The organism is Aeribacillus sp. FSL M8-0235, assembly GCF_038000355.1.
Classification (GTDB): domain Bacteria; phylum Bacillota; class Bacilli; order Bacillales; family Aeribacillaceae; genus Aeribacillus; species Aeribacillus composti.
The window spans coordinates 1,507,860-1,529,211 of the sequence record NZ_JBBOBW010000001.1 but is presented as its reverse complement, the minus strand read 5'-3'; the positions used below and the strand labels follow the sequence as shown (position 1 = coordinate 1,529,211).

The 21,352-nt window shown below is 40.5% G+C and carries 23 protein-coding genes, 1 pseudogene and 1 riboswitch; all 24 genes and pseudogenes read right to left on the bottom strand.

From position 1 onward, the window contains the following. Positions 1 to 66: 66 nt before the first annotated feature. Positions 67 to 918, bottom strand: a pseudogene (locus NSQ71_RS07445) (ABC transporter substrate-binding protein); the annotation flags it as partial. A gap of 100 nt (positions 919 to 1,018) precedes the next feature. Next, positions 1,019 to 1,651 (bottom strand): HoxN/HupN/NixA family nickel/cobalt transporter, encoded by a 633-nt coding sequence (locus tag NSQ71_RS07440; protein ID WP_327859255.1) that lies wholly within the window; start codon positions 1,649 to 1,651, stop codon positions 1,019 to 1,021. Positions 1,652 to 1,677: 26 nt separating this feature from the next. Then, complete coding sequence (locus NSQ71_RS07435; RefSeq protein ID WP_339211317.1) at positions 1,678 to 2,487, bottom strand: urease accessory protein UreD; 810 nt, start codon at positions 2,485 to 2,487, stop codon at positions 1,678 to 1,680. A gap of 2 nt (positions 2,488 to 2,489) precedes the next feature. Beyond that, positions 2,490 to 3,098, bottom strand: a complete 609-nt coding sequence (gene ureG, locus NSQ71_RS07430) for an urease accessory protein UreG (protein ID WP_063386865.1) — start codon at positions 3,096 to 3,098, stop codon at positions 2,490 to 2,492. A gap of 167 nt (positions 3,099 to 3,265) precedes the next feature. Continuing rightward, positions 3,266 to 3,949: an urease accessory protein UreF gene (locus NSQ71_RS07425; protein WP_340733535.1), complete on the bottom strand. Its 684-nt coding sequence runs from the start codon at positions 3,947 to 3,949 to the stop codon at positions 3,266 to 3,268. Continuing rightward, the gene (ureE, locus tag NSQ71_RS07420) at positions 3,942 to 4,391 is read right to left on the bottom strand and encodes an urease accessory protein UreE (RefSeq protein WP_063386864.1); all 450 of its coding nucleotides are present in this window, start codon (positions 4,389 to 4,391) and stop codon (positions 3,942 to 3,944) included. The genes NSQ71_RS07425 and ureE overlap by 8 nt, the downstream gene beginning before the upstream one ends. A gap of 11 nt (positions 4,392 to 4,402) precedes the next feature. Further along, complete coding sequence (ureC, locus tag NSQ71_RS07415) at positions 4,403 to 6,112, bottom strand: urease subunit alpha (RefSeq protein ID WP_063386863.1); 1,710 nt, start codon at positions 6,110 to 6,112, stop codon at positions 4,403 to 4,405. Then, positions 6,109 to 6,432, bottom strand: a complete 324-nt coding sequence (locus NSQ71_RS07410) for an urease subunit beta (RefSeq protein WP_063386862.1) — start codon at positions 6,430 to 6,432, stop codon at positions 6,109 to 6,111. Before NSQ71_RS07410 ends, ureC begins: the two co-directional genes overlap by 4 nt. A gap of 13 nt (positions 6,433 to 6,445) precedes the next feature. After that, a complete protein-coding gene (locus NSQ71_RS07405; RefSeq protein WP_063386861.1) occupies positions 6,446 to 6,748 on the bottom strand; it encodes an urease subunit gamma in 303 nt (100 codons plus the stop codon). Positions 6,749 to 6,954: 206 nt separating this feature from the next. Continuing rightward, the gene (gene urtE, locus NSQ71_RS07400; RefSeq protein WP_094245567.1) at positions 6,955 to 7,656 is read right to left on the bottom strand and encodes an urea ABC transporter ATP-binding subunit UrtE; all 702 of its coding nucleotides are present in this window, start codon (positions 7,654 to 7,656) and stop codon (positions 6,955 to 6,957) included. Beyond that, the gene (urtD, locus tag NSQ71_RS07395) at positions 7,650 to 8,399 is read right to left on the bottom strand and encodes an urea ABC transporter ATP-binding protein UrtD (RefSeq protein WP_063386859.1); all 750 of its coding nucleotides are present in this window, start codon (positions 8,397 to 8,399) and stop codon (positions 7,650 to 7,652) included. Before urtD ends, urtE begins: the two co-directional genes overlap by 7 nt. Next, complete coding sequence (gene urtC, locus NSQ71_RS07390) at positions 8,374 to 9,438, bottom strand: urea ABC transporter permease subunit UrtC (RefSeq protein ID WP_063386858.1); 1,065 nt, start codon at positions 9,436 to 9,438, stop codon at positions 8,374 to 8,376. Before urtC ends, urtD begins: the two co-directional genes overlap by 26 nt. 11 nt (positions 9,439 to 9,449) lie before the next feature. Then, positions 9,450 to 10,352 (bottom strand): urea ABC transporter permease subunit UrtB, encoded by a 903-nt coding sequence (gene urtB / locus NSQ71_RS07385; RefSeq protein ID WP_340733531.1) that lies wholly within the window; start codon positions 10,350 to 10,352, stop codon positions 9,450 to 9,452. A gap of 24 nt (positions 10,353 to 10,376) precedes the next feature. Next, on the bottom strand, positions 10,377 to 11,624 hold the full coding sequence (gene urtA / locus NSQ71_RS07380; RefSeq protein ID WP_117016831.1) for an urea ABC transporter substrate-binding protein: 1,248 nt from the start codon (positions 11,622 to 11,624) through the stop codon (positions 10,377 to 10,379). A gap of 336 nt (positions 11,625 to 11,960) precedes the next feature. Beyond that, a complete protein-coding gene (locus NSQ71_RS07375; RefSeq protein ID WP_094245563.1) occupies positions 11,961 to 12,758 on the bottom strand; it encodes an energy-coupling factor transporter transmembrane component T family protein in 798 nt (265 codons plus the stop codon). 11 nt (positions 12,759 to 12,769) lie between these two features. Further along, positions 12,770 to 14,227, bottom strand: coding sequence for an ABC transporter ATP-binding protein (locus NSQ71_RS07370; RefSeq protein ID WP_339211313.1), 1,458 nt, complete (start codon positions 14,225 to 14,227; stop codon positions 12,770 to 12,772). Between the two features lie 11 nt (positions 14,228 to 14,238). Continuing rightward, positions 14,239 to 14,814, bottom strand: coding sequence for an ECF transporter S component (locus tag NSQ71_RS07365; RefSeq protein WP_063386853.1), 576 nt, complete (start codon positions 14,812 to 14,814; stop codon positions 14,239 to 14,241). Between the two features lie 15 nt (positions 14,815 to 14,829). Then, complete coding sequence (gene tenA, locus NSQ71_RS07360; RefSeq protein ID WP_144598343.1) at positions 14,830 to 15,510, bottom strand: thiaminase II; 681 nt, start codon at positions 15,508 to 15,510, stop codon at positions 14,830 to 14,832. A gap of 17 nt (positions 15,511 to 15,527) precedes the next feature. Further along, entirely contained in the window at positions 15,528 to 16,205 is a 678-nt protein-coding gene (gene tenA / locus NSQ71_RS07355) for a thiaminase II (RefSeq protein ID WP_063386916.1), read from the bottom strand. A gap of 32 nt (positions 16,206 to 16,237) precedes the next feature. Beyond that, the gene (locus NSQ71_RS07350; protein ID WP_340733525.1) at positions 16,238 to 17,503 is read right to left on the bottom strand and encodes an acetylornithine deacetylase; all 1,266 of its coding nucleotides are present in this window, start codon (positions 17,501 to 17,503) and stop codon (positions 16,238 to 16,240) included. A gap of 123 nt (positions 17,504 to 17,626) precedes the next feature. Further along, a riboswitch (TPP riboswitch) is annotated at positions 17,627 to 17,727 on the bottom strand. A gap of 202 nt (positions 17,728 to 17,929) precedes the next feature. Continuing rightward, the gene (locus NSQ71_RS07345; protein ID WP_340733408.1) at positions 17,930 to 19,180 is read right to left on the bottom strand and encodes an IS4 family transposase; all 1,251 of its coding nucleotides are present in this window, start codon (positions 19,178 to 19,180) and stop codon (positions 17,930 to 17,932) included. A 166-nt stretch (positions 19,181 to 19,346) separates the two neighbouring features. Then, positions 19,347 to 20,015, bottom strand: a complete 669-nt coding sequence (locus tag NSQ71_RS07340) for a hypothetical protein (protein ID WP_340733524.1) — start codon at positions 20,013 to 20,015, stop codon at positions 19,347 to 19,349. Positions 20,016 to 20,246: 231 nt separating this feature from the next. Beyond that, positions 20,247 to 20,702, bottom strand: a complete 456-nt coding sequence (locus NSQ71_RS07335; RefSeq protein WP_063386849.1) for a TlpA family protein disulfide reductase — start codon at positions 20,700 to 20,702, stop codon at positions 20,247 to 20,249. 92 nt (positions 20,703 to 20,794) lie between these two features. Beyond that, positions 20,795 to 21,343 (bottom strand): peroxiredoxin, encoded by a 549-nt coding sequence (locus NSQ71_RS07330; RefSeq protein WP_063386848.1) that lies wholly within the window; start codon positions 21,341 to 21,343, stop codon positions 20,795 to 20,797. Positions 21,344 to 21,352: the final 9 nt, after the last annotated feature.

Genomic DNA, 21,352 nt, shown 5'->3' with positions numbered 1-21,352 from the left:
TAGAGGCTCCCCATTCAGGAAGCCTCTTAAATTTTCAATCATTGCTCAATCCTATCGGAAAACCTATTAATCTACTACTTTTAAAACAATTTGACCATCCTCTACTACCGCGATTTTTCGTTTCACTTCCAATCTTCCGTCATCACCGATTGATGGAATCTCGTATACGCGTTTGTCTTTTGGCAGATTATCCAGTCCATCTTGCATATGTTTGCGAATAGCTTCCGCATCGTCAACAGTTTTTGCCGCTTTCATCGCTTCAACGAAAATATACGTAGCGATATAGTTGAGCCCTGATTCAGAGCTAGGTTCATCTTTAAACTTTGCTCGATAGTTTTCGGCAAATGCCGGCGCTCCCGGATCATTAGATTTTACGAGCGGCAGCACTCCAACAGAACCTTCTAATACGTCATAGGAACCTGTTATTTTTTCCATAAAATCCAGTTTTGCCTGATCCATGATAATGAATCCGCCTTTAAATCCTAGCTCTCTAGCTTGCTTTGCCACTTTTGCGGTAGGTTCTGAAGCTCCGCCTATAAATAGAACATCCGTTTTTTCTTTAAGAGCATTTGTGACAATGGTGAAAAAGTCGGTTTCCTTTGAAAAATCAATGGATGAATGATATACAACCTTTCCGCCCTTCTTTTCCCATTGTGGAAGCAAAGTTTTTGCCCAGTCTTTCCCATATTGTGTAGACGGCGGAAGAGCGGCTAATTTTTTGCCAAACCGTTTCATAGCATAATCTGTAAAAGGTTCCACGTAGCCGTCATAACGCGGCGGTATGCCGATCGTAAGGGAGTTCCCGGCATCAGTTACATCCGGTTCACTCGTATAGGCACCAATCAAAAACTTTTCAGTCTCATTAAATACTTGAAGCGCCATCACTCCACCGCTGTGCGGCGTAAAAATAATAGGTGTTTTAATAATACTTTAATAATTTTGTAAATAATCCCAATACACATGAAAAAACCCCATTTGGATGGAGTGATCCAAACGAGGTTTTAAGCAATTAATCGATTTATATAAACAATCCGTCTTTAAAGCCGATTTCATAAATATAAAAGATGCCGTATAATATACTAATTGCTCCGGCAAGCGAGCAAATGAACGGAACATATTTTTTCACTTTGCTTCCGAGAATAAACGGCAGGCCGAGAATGGTTGTAAAACAAAACATGCCGATGATCGTCCCGACTCCGAAAATGCAGATGTATAAAAACGCTTGAAAATAGCTTTCAACAGTTGTCATCGTTAACAGCACCATTGCCGCGCTTCCTGCCAAACCGTGAATAAAACCGATGATCAATGATTTAATATTTGTAAATTCCGTTTCATCGTTTCGCGCCAGTTTGTGCCTGCCATCGCGAAGACTTAAAATTCCTAAAATCACTAACATAATCCCGACGAATAATTCCAATGTCAATGAAACCTTCTCCGGAATAGCTGTTTTTAATCCGATCACGATCATCCCGATCAACAAAAGGGTAGCGGTGTGTCCAATTCCCCAATATACTCCTGTTAAACTGGATTTCTTTAAAGTTTTTGTCCTGCTGGCAATTGTGGACACAGCAATCACATGATCCGGTTCAGTTGCATGTTTCATCCCGAGAATCAATCCGAAAAAAAGCACGGATAAAAAATTGACTGACACATTTTTCACCTCTTCTATTTATCTCTTTAATATTTTCGTAATAGGATTGGAGGTTCTTTTAATAGATAAGCTCTCGCCAATCGGTGAACTTCCAAAAACAGCCCCTCAATGTGATCGGTATGGTTTCCTAAAATTCTAATCATAAAGGCAGATGGCAAAAATCTTGAAATGCCGATCCGTCCATCAAACGGTCCTCCCTGCAAATGGCATGAAATCTTTTCCATTAATTTATCATCCACTTCGTCAGAAATAACGAGGAACGAACCGTAATGTGTATAGCCTTCCATATTCAATAATTGATCAATTCCCCGATCCCCTTGTTGATAAAAATGATCGAACAAAATCAATCGATTTTCCTTATAAACTTTTAATTTTAGCCGAATTGCATCGAAACAGAACGGCTGCCCGGTTTCAGACCAGCCCGGCGTAATAATTTCTTTGTACAAAAAGGCTGCACCCTTTTCCATATGGACGATGGTTTCCTGCTCAAAGCGAGCCTGTTCATAAACGATCAACGGATCTGACAAACATTCCAGCACGCTGTCTTTTTGCAATGTAAACAAGAATTTCTGCTTGACAGGTTTTTTCGGTGTTTTATAAATTTTCGTTGAAGATTGTGACGTCACCGCAAGCCTTGCCTTTTCACCTAAGGAAATTTCTTGTGCGTATTCATCCCCGTCTACACATCCGCCGCCGACATGAATCACATAAACGATCGGTATCGACGATTCCGTATAGACCGGCTTTGTCATTTTCAAAGCTCCCTGAAAAAAGTGATCCGTAATTACGGTCCGCTCCCCTTTTTGCTCCGCGCGAATCTGCAAAATTCCTTCCATTTCTACAACCCTGCCAGCAGCGCATTTCGTTTAATCCAATTGATCACATTATCTAAACCAATTTCTTCCTTTAAATTAGTAAAAAAGAACGGTCGCTCCCCCCGCATCATTTTCGTATCTTGTTCCATGATTTCAAGACTTGCACCGACATAAGGAGCGAGGTCGATTTTATTGATGATAAACAAATCAGACTTAATCATCCCTTGTCCCCCTTTTCTTGGGATTTTTTCCCCTTGGGCAACATCAATGATATAAATGGAGAAATCGACTAATTCCGGGCTGAAGGTTGCCGCTAAGTTATCTCCGCCGCTTTCAACAAAAATCATATCTAAATCCTCGTGTCTTTCTTTTAACTCATCAATTGCCGCAAAATTCATCGATGCATCCTCACGAATGGCCGTATGGGGACAGCCGCCTGTTTCGACGCCGATAATCCGATCCTCCGGAAGAACGCTGTTTTTTATTAAAAATAAGGCATCCTCTTTTGTATAAATATCATTAGTGACAACAGCAACACTGAATTCCTTTGACAAATAGCGAGTCAATTTTTCCACTAGCAGCGTTTTGCCGGCTCCTACTGGCCCTCCAATTCCGATTCGTATAGGTTCCATTTTGACTGATTCGGGATTAGCCCCAAATCTTTCCCCCCTTATCTTTTGATCAAGCTTTGCAGTTTTTTTTGAAAAGAAGCAGATCGCTTCTTACGCTTTCCAGCCTTTTCGCTTCAGCCAAGCATGCAGAGAGTTTGTAAAAATAATGAAACTCTGAAAACAGTCTGTTAAGACATAAAAAGTCTTACATGCAATTGCTCATGCCTCATTTGTGCAATTTCAAGGCCAGGTAATTGCGCACCTAAATCGTCGATCGATAGTTTGCCAATTTTTAAAACAGCTCTCCTCACATCCTCCTGCAAATCTTTTAATAGCAGCTGCCCTTCTTTTTGACCGATCGGAATGCCGCGGACTCCGTTTTGTACAAGCGTTTGAATAGTGGAATACAAATACGTTACAAGCGTTGTTTTTTCATCCGCTCCTATTTTTATCCCGACAATGGCAAAAACGAGAGCCGCATGTCCGTAAAGCTTCTTCGCTTTTATTTTTTGAGCATATTGTTGCAGTGTTGGATGAGGGTAAATATTTAAACAAAGCTTCAGCATTTGCTCGCCAATTCTTCGGTTCCCTTCTTTCGTTTCTTTAGCCATTGAGCTGGCGTAAAGAATCTCATCCAGCTTCCAAAGCTCCTCTTGTTTCCCTTCTTTTTCAAATTGATATGCAAGCCGGCAAGCCAGTCCGTCCGTATAGACGAGCTGCTTGTCAATGTACGTTTTTAAAAAACTTTTAAATGTACTTGCATCTTTTATTTTCTGCTCAACAATATATGTTTCGAATCCGAACGAGTGGGAGAAGGCTCCGGAAGGAAAGTTTGAATCGCTTATCTGCAATAAAGGCAGCCAATCAATCATGGTGATGATGTCCGACATATCGAAAAGGTTGTTTTATTTTTCGTTTCTCCCGTTTGCAAGGAATGTTCAGCTCGTTTGCAAGTTGTTCTACAAGATGATCGTATTGCACGATCATTTCATTTCCTTCAAACTGAGCCGGCAAATGTCTGTTGCCGATTTGATGTGCAATTTCTCCCATCTCTTTCAGCGTAGCCGGACAAATGACAAGGACATCTTCAGGCAGGACAGAAATAATGATCATATTGTTTTCATCTTCATATAAAATGTCACCATCTGCCAGCTTCTTTTCCTCCTTTAAACGAATCCCTATTTCGTTCCCGTGGTCTGTTTTCACTCGTTGAATTCTTTTGAGCAGATCATCGCTTCTTAAATAGACGCGCTCCACATGTTTTTCCTTTACTGCTTTTGCATAAATATTTCCAAGTGTTTCTTTAATAATCATCCGTCTTCACCTCAAAACAGAAAATATCTTTGCGCCATCGGAACAACTTCAACCGGCTCACAATTGATCAATTCACCGTCCACCTTTACCTCATACGTTTGTGGATCGACTTCGATAGAAGGAGTTTCACCATTAAAAACCATGTCCTTTTTCGTCAATGTACGAACTCCTTTGACGGGTTTCACAAATTTTTGCAACTTTAACTTTTCGGGAATGCCGGCTTTTATTGCTGCTTTTGACAAAAATGTGATCGATGTTTGTGAGACAGCTTTGCCAAATGATCCGAACATCGGACGGTAATAAACAGGCTGCGGAGTTGGAATGGATGCATTTGGGTCTCCCATCAAACTATAGGCAATCATTCCGCCCTTGATGATCATTTCCGGCTTCACCCCAAAAAAGGCCGGATTCCAAACAACTAAATCCGCCAATTTGCCGACTTCTACAGAGCCGACATATTCAGATATTCCGTGGGCAATCGCAGGATTGATCGTATATTTTGCCACATATCTTTTCACTCTGAAATTGTCATGATCTTGGCCGTCTCCCTTTAAGGAGCCCCGCTGCTTTTTCATTTTATCTGCGGTTTGCCATGTCCGCGTAATCACTTCGCCGACCCTTCCCATCGCTTGCGAGTCGGAACTGATCATGCTGAATACGCCAAGGTCATGAAGAATATCTTCCGCTGCAATCGTTTCTTTGCGAATGCGGGAATCGGCGAAGGCGATATCTTCAGGAATAGCCGGATCCAAATGATGGCAAACCATCAGCATATCTAAATGTTCCTCGAGCGTGTTGACTGTAAACGGTCTTGTCGGATTTGTCGAAGAAGGCAAAACGTTTGGCAGGCTGGCCATTTTCATAATGTCCGGGGCGTGTCCCCCGCCTGCGCCTTCCGTATGGTATGTATGAATGACCCGGTCTTTAATCGCTGCAATGGTGTCTTCTACAAAACCGGCTTCATTTAACGTATCTGTATGGATGGCAACTTGCACATCATACTCGTCAGCTACGGATAAACACTGATCGATCGCCGCCGGTGTTGAACCCCAGTCCTCATGCAGTTTTAAACCAACTGCACCTGCTTTGATTTGCTCCTCTAACGCTTTTTTTCCGGATGAATTTCCTTTCCCTAAAAAGCCGAAATTCATAGGAAAATGTTCAACTGACTCCAGCATTCTATAAATATTCCATTCACCCGGTGTACAAGTCGTTGCATTTGTCCCTGTTGCAGGCCCCGTTCCTCCTCCTATCATTGTTGTAATTCCAGATGTCAAAGCTGTTTCAATTTGCTGAGGGCATATAAAATGAATATGGGTATCGATTCCGCCTGCCGTAACAATCATTCCTTCTGCCGCAACGATTTCGGTTGAAGCTCCGATTACCATTGTGACGCCATCCATTAATAATGGATTTCCCGCCTTTCCGATCGCGGCAATTTTCCCATCCTTTATGCCGATATCCGCTTTATAAATACCTGTATAATCAATAATAATGGCGTTTGTGAGAACAAGATCCATCACGTCTTTCCTTTCGGCAAATGGATGCTGTCCCATTCCGTCGCGAATCACTTTCCCACCGCCGAATTTTACTTCATCTCCGTATACGGTAAAATCTTTTTCGATTTGAATGAAGAGTTCCGTATCAGCCAATCTAATGCTGTCTCCAGTTGTCGGGCCGAACATATCGGCATATTGTTTGCGCGGCATTTGAAAACTCATTTGTCCGCCTCCTTTGTCAACGGTCCGTTCGTCAAATTATTTAAACCGTACACTTCTTTTTTTCCCGAAAATTCAACGAGCTCTACGATTTTCGCATCGCCCGGCTCAAACCTTACCGCCGTTCCGGACGGAATGTTTAAATGCCTGCCGAACGCCAGCTGCCGGTCAAATTCGAGCGCCCTGTTTACTTCAAAAAAATGAAAATGCGAACCGACTTGTACTGGACGGTCCCCTCTATTGACAACATTGAGCTTGATCGCCTCTTTCCCTTTATTGCAAACAATCGGAGCTGATTTTAATCGATATTCCCCTGGAATCATTTTTTCACCTCTTTTACCGGATCGGATCATGGACGGTTACAAGCTTCGTTCCGTCTGGAAATGTTGCCTCCACCTGGATATTTTCGATCATTTCCGGAACGCCTTCCATCACATCATCTCTAGTTAAAATTTTTGTGCCATATTGCATCAACTCCGAAACCGTCCGTCCTTCCCTTGCGCCCTCCATAATCTCATATGTGATGATGGCCACTGCTTCCGCATAGTTCAGCTTCAAGCCTTTTCTCTGCCTTCTGCGCGCTAAATCTGCAGCAACAACGACCATCAATTTTTCCTGCTCTCGGGCTGTCAGCTTCATAACACCCTTCCTTTCTAACAGACAATCAAAAATAACACGATTTTCTTACATTCCATTTCCCTCAATGGGTTGAAGATAAAAGGTGTTTTTATGTTATTTTTTATTACAAATATAATTCACACTATGTGAAACACCAAGTGTTATGTTATATTTTTTAACATGGAAAATTTAAAAAAATTTTTCTAGGGGGAGGAGGAAGTTTTAAATTAAACTACTAAATATTGTTGAATGTCTTCAATATTTGTGTTTTTTACTACACCCTTTGATACAACAGTTCTTTTGTCCAAAATATAGTATTCATCAGAACAGGCAAATGCTGAATCTATGCTGTGCTCAACTAAAACGACGCCAATTCCTTTTTTGGACGCAATTTTTACAATGACCTCCTGTATTTGCTCTACTATAGATGGTTGAATCCCTTCCATCGGTTCGTCCAGCAATAATAGCTCGGGCTGCCCGGCAAGCGCCCTCGCAATGGCCAATTGCTGCTGCTGCCCGCCGCTTAAATCTCCTCCTTTTCTCTTCAACATTTCCTTTAAAACAGGAAAAAGCTCGAAAATTTCCTCTAAAACAAGCGTTTTTTCTATCTTTTTCGAAACAGCTTCAAAGCCTAAAATGAGATTTTCTTCCACAGTCAGCGAAGAGAAAATCTCCCTGCCTTGGGGAACATATCCGATTCCTTTTTTTGCCCTCCTTTCCGGAAGCTCATGTGTAATTTCCTGATCATTCCAATAAATAGTCCCGTCCATCGGCTTTAACAATCCAACAATCGTTTTGATCAATGTTGTTTTTCCCGCCCCGTTTCTTCCCAGAATGGAAACGACCTTTCCTTTTTCAACTTCAAGATGAACATTATTCAACACCATCGTTTCATCATATCCTGCTTTCAAACTAGATATTTTTAGCACACCTTTGCCTCCCTTCCTAAATAAACCTCTGCAACAAGCTCATTTTGCTGCACTTCCTCCATGGAACCTTCACACAAAATTTTCCCTTCATGCATAACTGTTACCTGTTCAGCAAAATTCCGAACAAAATCCATATCATGTTCAACAATCAGCACTGCGCATTTCTCAGCTATTTCTTGAATAAACAAGCCGGTTTTTTCCCTTTCCGCCCCAGTCATGCCGGCAATCGGTTCATCAAGAAGTAAAACTTCCGGTTTTTGCAGCAGCTGCATGCCGATTTCAAGCCATTGTTTCTGGCCGTGGGACAGCAAGCCTGCTGGGTCATAAGCTCGATCTAAAAGATCGGTTCTCTCAAGCATTGCCGTAATTTCGTCTTTTTCATCCGCGGTTAATTTCGCCTTCATAACGGAAAAAAGATTTCTATTTTGTTTGATCGATAACTCCATGTTTTCAAATACGGTTAATTCAGTAAAAACGGACGGATTTTGAAATTTTCTAGCGATTCCATGCCGAACGATTTCGTGCTCTCTCCGCTTTGTCAAATCTACTCCTTGAAACATCACTTTTCCATCTGCTGCTTTTGTTTTGCCGCAGATGACATCAAGAAGAGTCGTTTTGCCCGCACCATTCGGACCAATTAAAAAACGAATTTCTCCGTGATGAACATCTAAATTGACACCTTGAAGCGCTTTAAAGCCGTCAAAATCAACAATAATATCATGACACGACAGAATCGGATTCACCTTTTTTCACACCTTTTTCAAAAAATTTCGCAATACGCTTTGGAAAAGCTTCGAACAACCCGGCAATTCCTTTCGGGAAAAAAACAACGATCAAAATGAATAGAATGCCTAAGCAGAAAAGCCAAACATCCGGATATGTTTCACTGAAAAAGCTTTTGGCTCCGTTTGTTAAAATTGCTCCGATTATGGCGCCGAATAACGAATGACGACCGCCGATGGCTACCCATAAAACCATTTCAATTGAAGGGATAATATCCATCATCGAAGGAGAAATGAGACCGACCTGCAAAACAAACAACGCGCCAGCTATTCCGGCAAACGAAGCCGATAAACTGTAAATAAACACTTTAAAAACAGCCGGATCAAATCCTAAAAACCGAAGGCGGTTTTCGCCGTCCCGAATGGCAATTAATACATGGCCAAGTCTGCTTTTGGTAATCCAAACAGATAACATAAAAATGGCAAACAAAGCGAAAACGGTAATAGCATATAAAACAATTTGTACCATTGGTGAGGATAAAGAAAACCCAAAAACGGTGCTAAAATTGGTTAATCCGTTTGTACCGCCTGTCAAATCCTGTTTGGCAATTAAAAGTGTGACGACGACAACAACGACTGCCTGTGACAAAAGAGAAAAATAGACGCCTTTGATCCGGTTTTTAAACGTAAGCATGCCCAAAACCGCTGCCAGCATAGCTGGTATGAAAATTGCTGCCATTATGGAAAAGAAAGGATTAAAGAAGGGCTTCCAAAACCACGGGAGCTCCTGCACTCCGTTCCATTCCATAAAATCCGGCAACGCTCCTTTTGAAGCCTCCAATTTTAAATACATCGCCATGCAATAAGCTCCAATCCCAAAATACACGCCGTGACCTAAGCTTAATATCCCGGTGTACCCCCAAATAAGACAGATTCCTACTGCAATGATCGCATAGCAAAGAAATTTTCCGAGCAACGCTAAGCGGAATTCGGTTAAATAAAACGGGGCCAGAAGTAAAATCAGGAAAAATAACAGATAAATCATTTGTTTTCTGCGCATAATCCGTCCTCCTAATCCAATGCCCTTGTGCGATAAGAGAAAATACCTAACGGTTTCCACTGCAAAAATAAAATGATCACTGCAAATACAATGACTTTTGCCATCGTGGCGCCGAAGGAATATTCAACAACAGTGCTAAGCATTCCAATGCCAAATGCGCCGATAATCGTCCCTTTCAATCCGCCAATTCCTCCTAAAATGACAACCATAAACGCATCGACAATATAGTACGTTCCAATTGTAGGGCCGATCGGTCCTAATAAAGTTAAGCTACAGCCAGCGATTCCGGCTAATCCAGCTCCGAGAGCAAAGCCTAGAGAATCTATTTTTCTTGTAAAAATTCCTAAACAAGAGGCCATATTTCTATTCATCGTGACCGCTCTTATTCTCAAACCGATAGACGTTTTGTTTAAATAATAATAAAGCAAAGCGATACAAACGATTGACAGAGATAAAATCAACAACCTTTTATAAGGCAATGTAATACCAAATATTTGCCAGCCTCCATCCATCCAAGCAGGTGCAACAACCGCAACATTCGGAGCGCCAAATATGGATCTGGCAATCTGCTGCAAAATCAAACTAATTCCCCAAGTGGCCAAAAGACTGTCTGTTGGTCGATTATATAGAAAACGAATGATTCCTTTTTCAAGCAGATAACCGATAAACGAAGCAACGAGAAATGAAATCGGTATAGCAATAAAGTAGTAATAATTAAACAAGCTTTCCGGCAAATATTTAGAAAAAATGAGCTGCATTACATAGGTTGCATACGCACCGACCATAATTAATTCACCGTGGGCCATGTTGATGACATTCATTAAGCCAAACGTTATAGCTAAGCCAAGGGCGATCAATAACATGATCGATCCAAGGCTCAACCCGTTAAACAGTTGACTGATGAAAATTGACAAGCTGTTCACTCCTATCAATTTAGATTATTCATTATTTTTAGATAATTTCTCCGCCCAAGAATAGCTTTTTAAATACGGATCCGGCTTCACCGGCTCACCAGAATTCCAAATTTCTTTAAATTGGCCGTCCGGTTGAATTTCGCCGATTCTTACTGTTTTCCACAGATGCTGATTCTCACCTTCTATTTTTACCGTGCCGCCCGGAGCTTTGTACTCGATTCCCTTCGCAGCTTCCTTGACCTTTTCAACCTCAAAAGATCCCGCTTTTTTTACTGCTTCTGCCCATAAATGAACAGCTATGTAAGCCGCCTCAATCGGATCATCCGTTACACGCTCTTCACCATAAGCTTCTTTATATTTTTCAACAAACGCTTTGTTTTCTGGTGTATCCGTTGTCTGGAAATAATTCCATACCGCTAAGTGGCCGGCTAATACTTCACCGCCGATTCCTCGAATTTCTTCTTCAGCAATGCTGACCGACATCACAGTAACATCCTTCGATGTGATTCCGGCATCCTTCAATTGTTTGAAAAAGGCGACATTGCTGTCTCCATTTAATGTATTAAAGACTACGTCAGGTTTCACTTTTTTCATTTTATTGATGACCGTGCTGTAATCAGTATGTCCTAAAGGTGTATATTCTTCGACAACTACCTCTCCGCCTTCAGCTTTTAATTGTGCTTTAATAATACTGTTTGCCGTGCGCGGAAACACATAATCCGAGCCAATTAAAAAAAACTTCTTCCCTTTATTGTTTAACAGCCAGCTGACAGCAGGCACAATTTGTTGATTGGTGGTCGCCCCCGTATAAAAAATGTTCGGAGAAGATTCCATTCCTTCATATTGAACGGGGTACCAAAGCAAGCCTTTATTTTGTTCGACTACCGGCAGCATGGCCTTTCTGCTTGCGGAAGTCCAGCCGCCAAAAATCGTCGCTACCTTATCCTGTTGCAGTAATTTCTTTGCTTTCTCAGCAAAAGTCGGCCAGTCAGATGCGCCGTCTTCAATAACCGGTTCAATTTTCTTTCCTAAAAGCCCGCCTGAGTTGTTAATTTCTTCAATCGCCATTAATTCTGCGTCCTTTAAAGAAACTTCACTGATCGCCATCGTGCCGCTTAATGAATGGAGAATACCGACTTTCACAACATCCGTTTCATTTTGTTCGCTATTCTGTCCATCGCTTGATTCCTTTTCCTCTAAAGCAGAAGACATGGCACATCCACTTGCGAAAATTACAGAGAAAACCGTTAGAAATAAAAAAATTTTTTTCATTATTGTCCCCCTTTTTAACACTTTATGTAATTTTATATAACAAAAATACCGATTCTCTTTCCTTCATACAACAAGTACGGAAAAAATGTTAACATGATTTTTCAAAAAAAATACCTCTAGGTGTTTCCCCTAGAGGCTCTTTTTAATCAAACAAACTCATTCACTTTTTGCTTCAAAATGGTTTACTTCTTGTTCCTTTTCAGAAAAAATTGTTTGACACTGTCCATCGTTTCGTAAGTTGGGACAATCACTTTACTTGGATGCTTTCGGGACTATTCAATCATTTAAATCTACCATGCAGCGATTATGAAAAAGCATTTTGCAGCCGGCTGCCATTTATTCAATATACCTTACATCTGTAACCGGGAAAAACGGAAGCATCTTAGCTGCATAGTAGCTTAACAAAATAGCGATTATAAAATAAAGGACAAAGCAAAGATCGTATTTGGAAAACCCGATTTCGTAGTAAAACGTTCTTTTTGTGTCATTCGAAAATCTTTTCGCCTCCATCGCTACAGCAATTCTGTGCGCTCTGCGAATGCTTTGCGATAGCAGCGGAATCGAGTATGCTTTCAATTTATGAAAAAAATTCGCTAAGCCTTTTCTTTGTTCAACACCTCTTACAATCATCGCTTGCCGTATTGTTTGAAACTCTTCGATCATAATAGGGATTAAACGAATGCCTGCCATAAAGCTGTAAGCATATTTAGGCTTCAACTTTAATTGCTGCATTAACGAATAAAATAAAAAAACCGGTCTTGTCGTTAACGAAAACATTAACCCAAGCAGAGCGAAGATAAGGGCACGAAATCCTAAATGAAGACCGCGATAAAAGCTTTCTTCTGTAATATGGATCAGCCCCCATTTCCACCATGTTGTCTCACCTTTTCCAAAAAAGATCATGGAGGTAGCAGTCGACACAAAAATAAGCACGAATGGAATCAGCAATAAAAGTATGCGCTTCATCGGATGACCGGTAAAAAAAGCAAATAAAAGAAAGGCGGCAACTGTGTAGTTGATTAAAAAATTAATGTTGTGAATAAACAGAACACTAATAAATAAAACGATCAGAAACAATAGCTTTAAGCTCGGGTTGATTTTATGCAGCCATGTTTCTTTTATGTCAAAATCCATTGTAGATCCCCCTATATCTGAACATACATCTGCTCATCCTCACAAGAATGAATTTCATCCTCTACGAGCTTCCCGCCTTCGATCCGCCAAACTCTTGTCGCCATATGCTTTGCTATTTGTTCATCATGTGTCACCATCAAAATGGTAGACCCTTGTTTGCGATAATGTTCTAAAAGCTCCAAGAGCTGAAACGTATTTGATGAGTCTTGCCCAAAAGTCGGTTCATCTAAAAGCATGATCGGCTGTTTTTTAATGATTAAAGCGGCAACACTCAATCTTCTTTTTTGTCCCATTGAAAGCTGATAAGGGTGTTGATGGCGGTGCTTCTGTAAATGAAATAATTCGAGCATTTCTTCTACTTTTGTTCGAATTTCTTCTTCTTTCATCCGTTCAATCCTCAACGAATAAGCAATTTCATCGTAAACTGAATTGGTGACAAATTGAAATTCCGGATTTTGAAAAACGAACGACAGCATGTTGGAAAGCTTTTTTATTTTCTTTGCTTCTTTTTCTAACAGCAAATAAGTGCCGGTCGTTTGTATAAACTGCATCAATGAATGTAACAAAGTGCTCTTTCCGGCGCCGTTTTTCCCCACTATCGCAATCCATTCACCTGCATGAACCTTTCCATATGGTACATCGATTTTGACTTCCTTCTTTCGATATCCTTTAAATTGCTCAAGCTCAATCACGACCTGTTCTTTTAAAGGGGTTTTTTTGTAATACCCCTGCTTATCACGAAGATAATCCTCCCATACACCGGGATACCAAATGCCGTCTTCGCGAATTTCTTTCCGATACCGAGAAAAAATTTGTTCTTTCGGACCGTCTGCGACGATTTGTCCTTTTTGATTAAATAAAAGTATGCGGTCGACAAAGTCAAGAACATGATCAATTTTATGTTCAACGATGATAACTGTTTTATCTTGAGCTGCTTGTTTCATCGTGTCCCATACCGCTTTTGTCCCTTCCGGATCCAGCATTGCAGTCGGCTCGTCCAAAAATAACACGTCTGGATGCAATGCTAAAACAGTGGCGATCGCCAGCCGTTGCTTCATGCCGCCTGATAATGATTGAATACTGATATGAAGATCATCAAAATGAAGGCCGACCATTTCCAGGTAAACTCGCATTTTTTCATGCATTTGTTCTCTTTGCACTTGCAAATTTTCCAAAACAAAAGCCATTTCTTCATCTACATACGGCATGCAAAATTGCGTGTCAGGATCTTGAAACACATATCCCCAAGATGACGGGGTCAAGATTTTTTCTGCTTTCATCGGCACTTCAATAGATTTTGGAATTAAACCGCTTAACACTTGCAAAAACGTCGATTTCCCACAGCCGGAAGGACCAAGAAGCAAGACTTTTTCTCCCTTATAGAAAGAAGAGGATACATCCTTAAAAAGCAAGGATTCCTCTCCAGGATATTTTAATCGTAAATTTTTCACTTCGCATACTAGATCCATGTTTGCCACCTCTAGTTCAGTGCGTCATAATCTTCATGCGACGCAGGTCTTACTAAATTAGTCACTCCTGTTGCTTCCAAAGATTTCACTAGATAATAGGCAAACGCGCCGGCAATAATGATTGAGCCAATCAATCGAGCTCCAATGAATAATAGCAAGTTCCAAAATACTAAGTCATCTATATAGCCTTTATAAAGATCCATAATTAGCGAACCAGCTGCTGAAGCGGCTGCAGCCAGCATGACAACACCGATATTAAACTTTTTATATCGAAAAATCGCAAAAATGATCTCTGCAAATAGTCCTTGGACGATTCCGTAAAGAAGAACCTCTATGCCGAATTCAGAGCCGGTTATAAATTCTGCAGATGCCGCTGCTGTTTCCGCTATCAGCGCTACTCCAGGCTTGCGAATAATAAGAAAGGCGACCGTCGCAGCAATAAACCACATACCGTATATGAGCTGGTCGACATGCAGCCCGATCGGCTTGACCGCATAGTAAAGCGGTCCCCATAGTTTATAAACAATTCCAAAAACGATCGAAATAACAATTGTTACTAGAATGTCTGTCAGTTTTAATCCTTTCATTATGATCAAACTCCTTTATTGACTGATTTTTGGTTCCACTTCCCATTTTTCTAAACGGTAAGCCATTTCCCAAAACGCTAATTCATATTGACTGCTGATGATAAAATGCTCTTCCATTCTTTTTAGATCGGCTTCTATCGTTTGTTGTGCGATTTCATCCAGCCTGTCAATTTGTTCTTCGACAAGCTGCTTAAACCAATCGCCCCCATAAGCCGCAATCCATTGTTGATAAATCGGTTCTTTTGGCTTCGCATCTTTTAATTTTTCGCCAATTTCGTAATATAGCCAATAGCACGGAAGTATTGCAGCAATAATATCGCCTAAGTGACCGTTGATCGCCGCTCGATATAAATGGGAAGTATAGGCGTACGCCGTTGGGGCCGGCTTAAAATTCGCCTTCTCCTCCTCTGTGATTCCCAGCTGTTTGGCAAATGTTTCATGAAGAGATAATTCCGCTTCAAATGTTCCTTGTGCATGCTGAGCCATTCGCGATGTCGTATATAAATCGTTTGCTTTTGCCGCTCCATACGATTGCACTTTTGCAAAATGGCTTAAATAATACGAATCTTGCAAAACGTAATAACGAAAACATTCAAGCGGCAAACTCCCATCGGCAATACCTTTTACAAATGGATGATCGAAGCTGGCCTGCCATATCGGATCTGCTTTTGTTCGAATTTTTTCAGAAAATTTCATGTTCATTCTCTCCTATATTAAGAATTGATTTCGATTGGCCACATTTCTTTTCGTTCAGACATTTCCCAAAACATATATTCGTATTTGCTCGTTGTGACAAAAATATCTTCCAGCCATTTCAATTCTTCTTCCCGTTTTCCTTCTGCAAGCTCATTCATTAAATCTTTCAGCCATTTTGCCAATTCACCGAATTCTGTTGATGCGTACATTTTTACCCACTCGCCGTAAAACTCATGTTCACTGGCACCAGGAATCTCATGTAAGCGTGTGCCGATTTCATAATAGCTCCATGTACATGGAAGGACTGCGGCAACCAGTTCTGCCAATGATCCTCGCTGCGACACATTTAACATATAGCTCGTATATGCAACGGTTGTAGCAGCAGGCTGAACTTGTTCTAATTTTTCCTTCTCTATTCCTATTCTTTCAGCGTATTGACGATGCAAATCCATTTCCACTTTTAACGTCGAATGTAGAAGATCAGCAAAAACTGTCATTGTTTGAAGATTGTGAGCCTTTAAGCTTCCAAGGGCAAACAGGCGGCAGTATTCGATTAAATAAAGATAATCCTGCTCCATAAAAAAGCGAAATTTGTCGATATCCAGCGTCCCATTGCCGATTCCTTGAACAAACGGATGATGGTAACTCGCTTCCCAAATCGGTTTTGCAGTTTTATACAATCGGTCTGTAAACATTTGAATTACCCCTTTCGCAGCTTTTGTAATTGTCATCGTTTTTTCTGATACCAATCAAATAAAAACGCGATCAGCGATTTTGTAAATGTTTTTAATTGGGGGATGGACAGCTTTTCATTCACCGAGTGTGCATCTTCAAGCGTGCCCGGTCCATATAAAACGACGGGAATTCCCGCTTCACTCAGCCAGCCGCCGTCTGTCACAGTAGGGGACATCGTCAGCTTTGCTTCCTCATTAAATGCCAGTTTATGTGCTTTTTGTAATGTTTTCACTCCGAGTGAATGTTCGTCATATGAAAAAGCTGGGAAAATTTCTCCTCGATCTTCAATCATCGATGTGCCGCCCCATTTAAATTTCGGAGGATATTTCCGAAGCCATGGATCAGCCATTGCAACATGATGGATATGTTCTTCAATTTCCCGGATCACCTCTACATAATGCTCTTCCGGGTAATAGTGAACGGTAATCCAAAGGGAACATTTATCGGCCACAAAAGCGGCGTGCCTTCCACCTTCAATCACTGCAGGATTAATTGTGGCAGAACCAGGCGGAAAGCCTTTGCTCGTTTTCATCACTGCCCAATGCTGTTCAAGCTCTCGCAGTCCTTCAATAATTTTCATCATTTTTTCAATCGCGCTTGCCCCAAAAAGCTTCCCGCCGGCATGAATCATTTGTCTTCTCGTGCCATCGTGAAATGTCTCGGGGCTTTCAATCGTAATCCAGCCCGTGATCACCCCGCCTTGCCCTTGTATTTCACAGTTGCTTGAATCGACAACGATGGCAAAATCAGCTCGATATCCCCGGTCGCAGCACGATTTTGTTCCTGCTTCGCCTACTTCTTCTCCGACGACGGACTGAAAAATGATATCCCCTCCCGGCTCAATGCCGTTTTCTTGCAGCAGCTTTATTGCAAACAGACTGGCAGCCATTCCCCCTTTCATATCCGCTACACCGCGTCCGTATATGTAATCCCCTTTAACCGTTGCCTCAAAAGGAGGCGTTAGCCATTCTTCTCCCTCTTCGATTGAAGCGACATCAATATGCCCGTTAATAATTAAACTGTGGTAATTTTCTGGATCTTTTCCTTTTTTCGTTCCTACTACGACTGGATCTTGTTCATATAAATCCCATTGATCAATGGAAAAGCCGATGTCTTCCAAATATGAGGCGACATACTTTTGAGCCTCTTTTGCATTTCTTGCCGGAGGGCTCGGCGTTTCAAACGATACGAGTGTTTTTAGAAGATTCAGAAGTTCTTCTTCCCTTTCATCAATTTGCTGAAATAGCGTTTGTAACACGTTGTCTCCCCTTTCTTAACATTTGTTTTGAAAAATGGTTTGCCAACCGGCCATGTAATGCAAAAAGCCCGTTCCCAATATAAGGGAACGGGCAAGTATATACAAAACCCATAGACAGGTTTCGATATTACTGCACCACTTCCCTACGCTAGTATGATCTAGATCAGGTTCAAAGGGTCAAGGCACACGCCTTTCTCAGCCTTTCGGCTCCCCTAGTGGTATGTTAATATTATGAAATTTTCATTTAATTTCATTAAATCATAAAATATCAGTAGCGTTGCATAAAAAAATTTAATGTTTGTCAAGCTCAATAAAAATTCCAGTTATTTCATGTAACTGAATATTCAGACATACAATCTTTCTAAGCAAGCTTAAAAGGACAATGACGTCTTAATCGGCAGTCCACTTCCACAATTTGGCAATATATTACAGAAACATTGGATCATAAACTAAATCGTCTAGGTGTTCCACCTCCCCTTCTTCAAATTGGTACACGATGGTTTCAAAATCTTTTTCCCAATCGTATTTTTTCCGACCGTTGGACGTTCGAATTGGCTTTTTAAAAAGGGAGCGAACAAAACAGTCAAAACCTTTAAAAAGCAGATTCTGTAAAGTTCGCTTGATCTCTAATAAAGGACCATCGTGATTCACTTTTAATTGGAGCATGGCCTGTAAGCAATAGGTGATTAGGGCGATCCAAATTTGATTGTAAACGGCATTTTGACTTTTTCCATAAAATCTTTTTATCTTAAGGTGCTGTTTCATCCATTTAAAGAAGGTCTCTATCTTCCAGCGATATCGGTATAAATCTGCAATCTCTTCCGCAGAAAGATCAAAGCAATTGGTTATGATGATCACGGGATTCCCTTCGCTGTCGACCGTTTCGATCAATCGGAGAGGATGAGTCATTTTGGTATGATTACGGTCATTTCCTAAAATGACAATCTGATCCCTATAAATCAAACGTTCTGGATTGGGAATCCGTTCCGATAAAACTTCAATCTCTGCGTTCTTTTTAAGCCGGGTAATGAATCGCACCCCTTCTCGGCATAAGCGGTCGAACTGTTTGTAATCGACATACCCTCGATCAAACAAGTAAATCGCATTTGGATCGATTTCAATGAGTTCGTCCATCTGTGTGCGATCGGCATGTTTCGCGGGTAAGATAATCCCTTGATCCGGAACAGTGATATCCTTCGTTACAACAACCTTTAAATGGAGTCGAACACCAGCCTTTGTCTTACGAAAAGTTGCCCATGGATATTGGCTCAAACTCATGCTCATCGTGGTAGAATCAATGACCAGAAGACGACCAATGTTTCGGATGATCGGGGCATTTTTCATTTGCCCTTGGATCTTTAAGACCAGATATTTAAATACTTTTTCAAACAGTTGAGGGGATAATTGGCCTAATTTGCGAGAAAGTTGCGAAGTACTAATTGCATCAAATTCCAGATATGTCTGCAACTCTTCCTTGTCTTTCAAATGTTTGGCCAATTTTGTTAAGCTTTCCAATTCATTTATCTGAGCGATGATACAAAGTTGTAAAAACTTATACGCTGTTAATTTTTTAATGTATTTGTCAACGTCAATCACATTAATTAGTTTTGAAAAAGTTATTGGATCGATCTCTTTAAATAGTTCATTTATTGTGGATTCTGTGGTATTCTTATCCATAATGGTTTCTCCTTATTCTTAGGATTTGGATAGGACTGCCAATCCTAATTATAAGGAGTTTTTTTATATCCAAAAAGATGAAATTTAACATAAAATTGGGCTTGACAAATTAAAATTAACTTAATGCAATGCTACTGATAAAATATAGAAAAATACAAGCCAACGGTTAATTGATCCTTTTTGCTGTCTTTAATAATTCACGATAACCAATTCGAGTAAATTGCAAATGTTGATCAATATAATTAGCCTTTTTCAAATGCTCGATGGATTGTTCAGAAAAACTGCCGCTAATTTCCTGAAACCTTCGATTAATTTCCACTAACGAATGATTTAATATAAAATCCGCATCAAGCAGCAGGACAATCCGCTCGATCTCAGGATCTCTTTTTAAAATCAAGTTGGCAATCCGGCCTTTCATGAATGCTAGCTCTTGTTGAAGCTTTGAAGCTTCATCCTCTTTTTCTCTAATTTTGGCTCGGTACTTTTGTTTTTCTTCCTCTTCGATACCGGCTTTTGTTAATAGCTCCTCCAACAATTGCGTTTTATCAAGCTCCAGTTTATTTAATTGCTGTTCTTTTCGCGCCATTTCTGTTTCATCAGGCAGCTTTTCGTTTTGAATAGGCTCTTTTCGTTCTTCTTTCATCTTTATCATATAGTCTATTTTCCGATAGACAAGGAAGGCGAGAACAACTAAACATCCATTTAATAGCAGAGATATAAAACGCACGACGACGTCGTTAAATGCAAGCAAATAAAATAGGAAAAGGATAACGATGACAGCCAAAAGCACCTTTAATAGATTCATAATGGAAAAAGTTTGTGATTGTTTTGCCATCCACCTATGCTCCTTTTTGTTCAAACTAGCATCATTTATTATAGCATGTTGTGATTTGGAATGTGAATCATTTCTTTAGGATTGAGAGCTGGAAAAAGGATGTCAGATGAATGGTAAATGGAGATGCTTATCTTTTGAAAGCTTCGAAGCAATAAAAACAAGTCCTTTCAAAGCCGGAAAGGTATTTTTCTAAAATGAAAAACCACCTGCAATGTTTTGCAGATGGTTGAATCATTCAGCGTTTTCTGTTTCCGCTAACACCCGATTAACACGTTTTTCCAGCATTTTCATTCCGCTTCCTCCTGCTTGGAAGTGGCGAAGAATGCCGTTTTTGTCAAAAACATAATATGCAGGTACATATTGATTTTCAAAAGCATCGGTTAATTTATGTTCGTTGTCAACAAAGATCGGTTGCGTAATCCCGTGTTCTTCCGCTACTTTTTTAATATCATCAATATCTAAATCCTTTTCGGAGCGAGGCATATGAACAGCTACTACGTTCAGTTTATCTTTATATTGATCGCGGAACTCATTTACTTTCGGCATTGCTTCTTTACACAAATGGCAGCTGATTGACCAAAAATGGATTAATGTTGGTTTTTCACCGATTAATTGCTCTTTCGTTACTTCGCCATTCAGCCAAGTTGTTGCTCCGACTAATTCAGGCATTGGCTCACGTAATTTCATTTCCGCTTCCTCCTTGAAGAATGAATATCAAAAAAATAATCGTTTGAAAAAAGGCCTAACGTACTGCTAGGCCCTTTGAATGAAAAGCTTCATTATACTTTAAGCGTTTCTTGACCAGGCTTCCAGTTTGCTGGGCAAAGTCCGCCAGTTTGAAGCGCTTGAAGTACACGCAATGTTTCATCAACATCGCGGCCAATGTTGTTATGGAATACTGTTTGATATTGAAGTTCGCCTTCTGGATTGATGATGAACAATCCGCGAAGAGCAACTCCTTCTTCTTCGATTAAAACGCCGTAGTCTCTTGATACTTGATGATTTGTATCTGCTGCAAGCGGATATTTAATATCGCCTAAACCGTTCTCTTCGCGAGGAGTTTTAATCCAAGCTAAGTGTGTGTGAATTGTGTCAGTTGATACACCAATCACTTCTGCATCAAGATCTTCAAATTCTTCATAACGGTCAGAAATAGCTGTGATTTCAGTTGGACAAACGAAAGTGAAGTCCATTGGATAAAAGAAAAGAACTGTCCATTTTCCTTGTTTCATGATTTCTTCCAAGCTTACTTTACCAAACTCTTTGTTTGGCAAAACGGCATCCATTTCAAAACGTGGAGCTTGTTTACCAACCAAACGCTCTGCCATTATGTAACC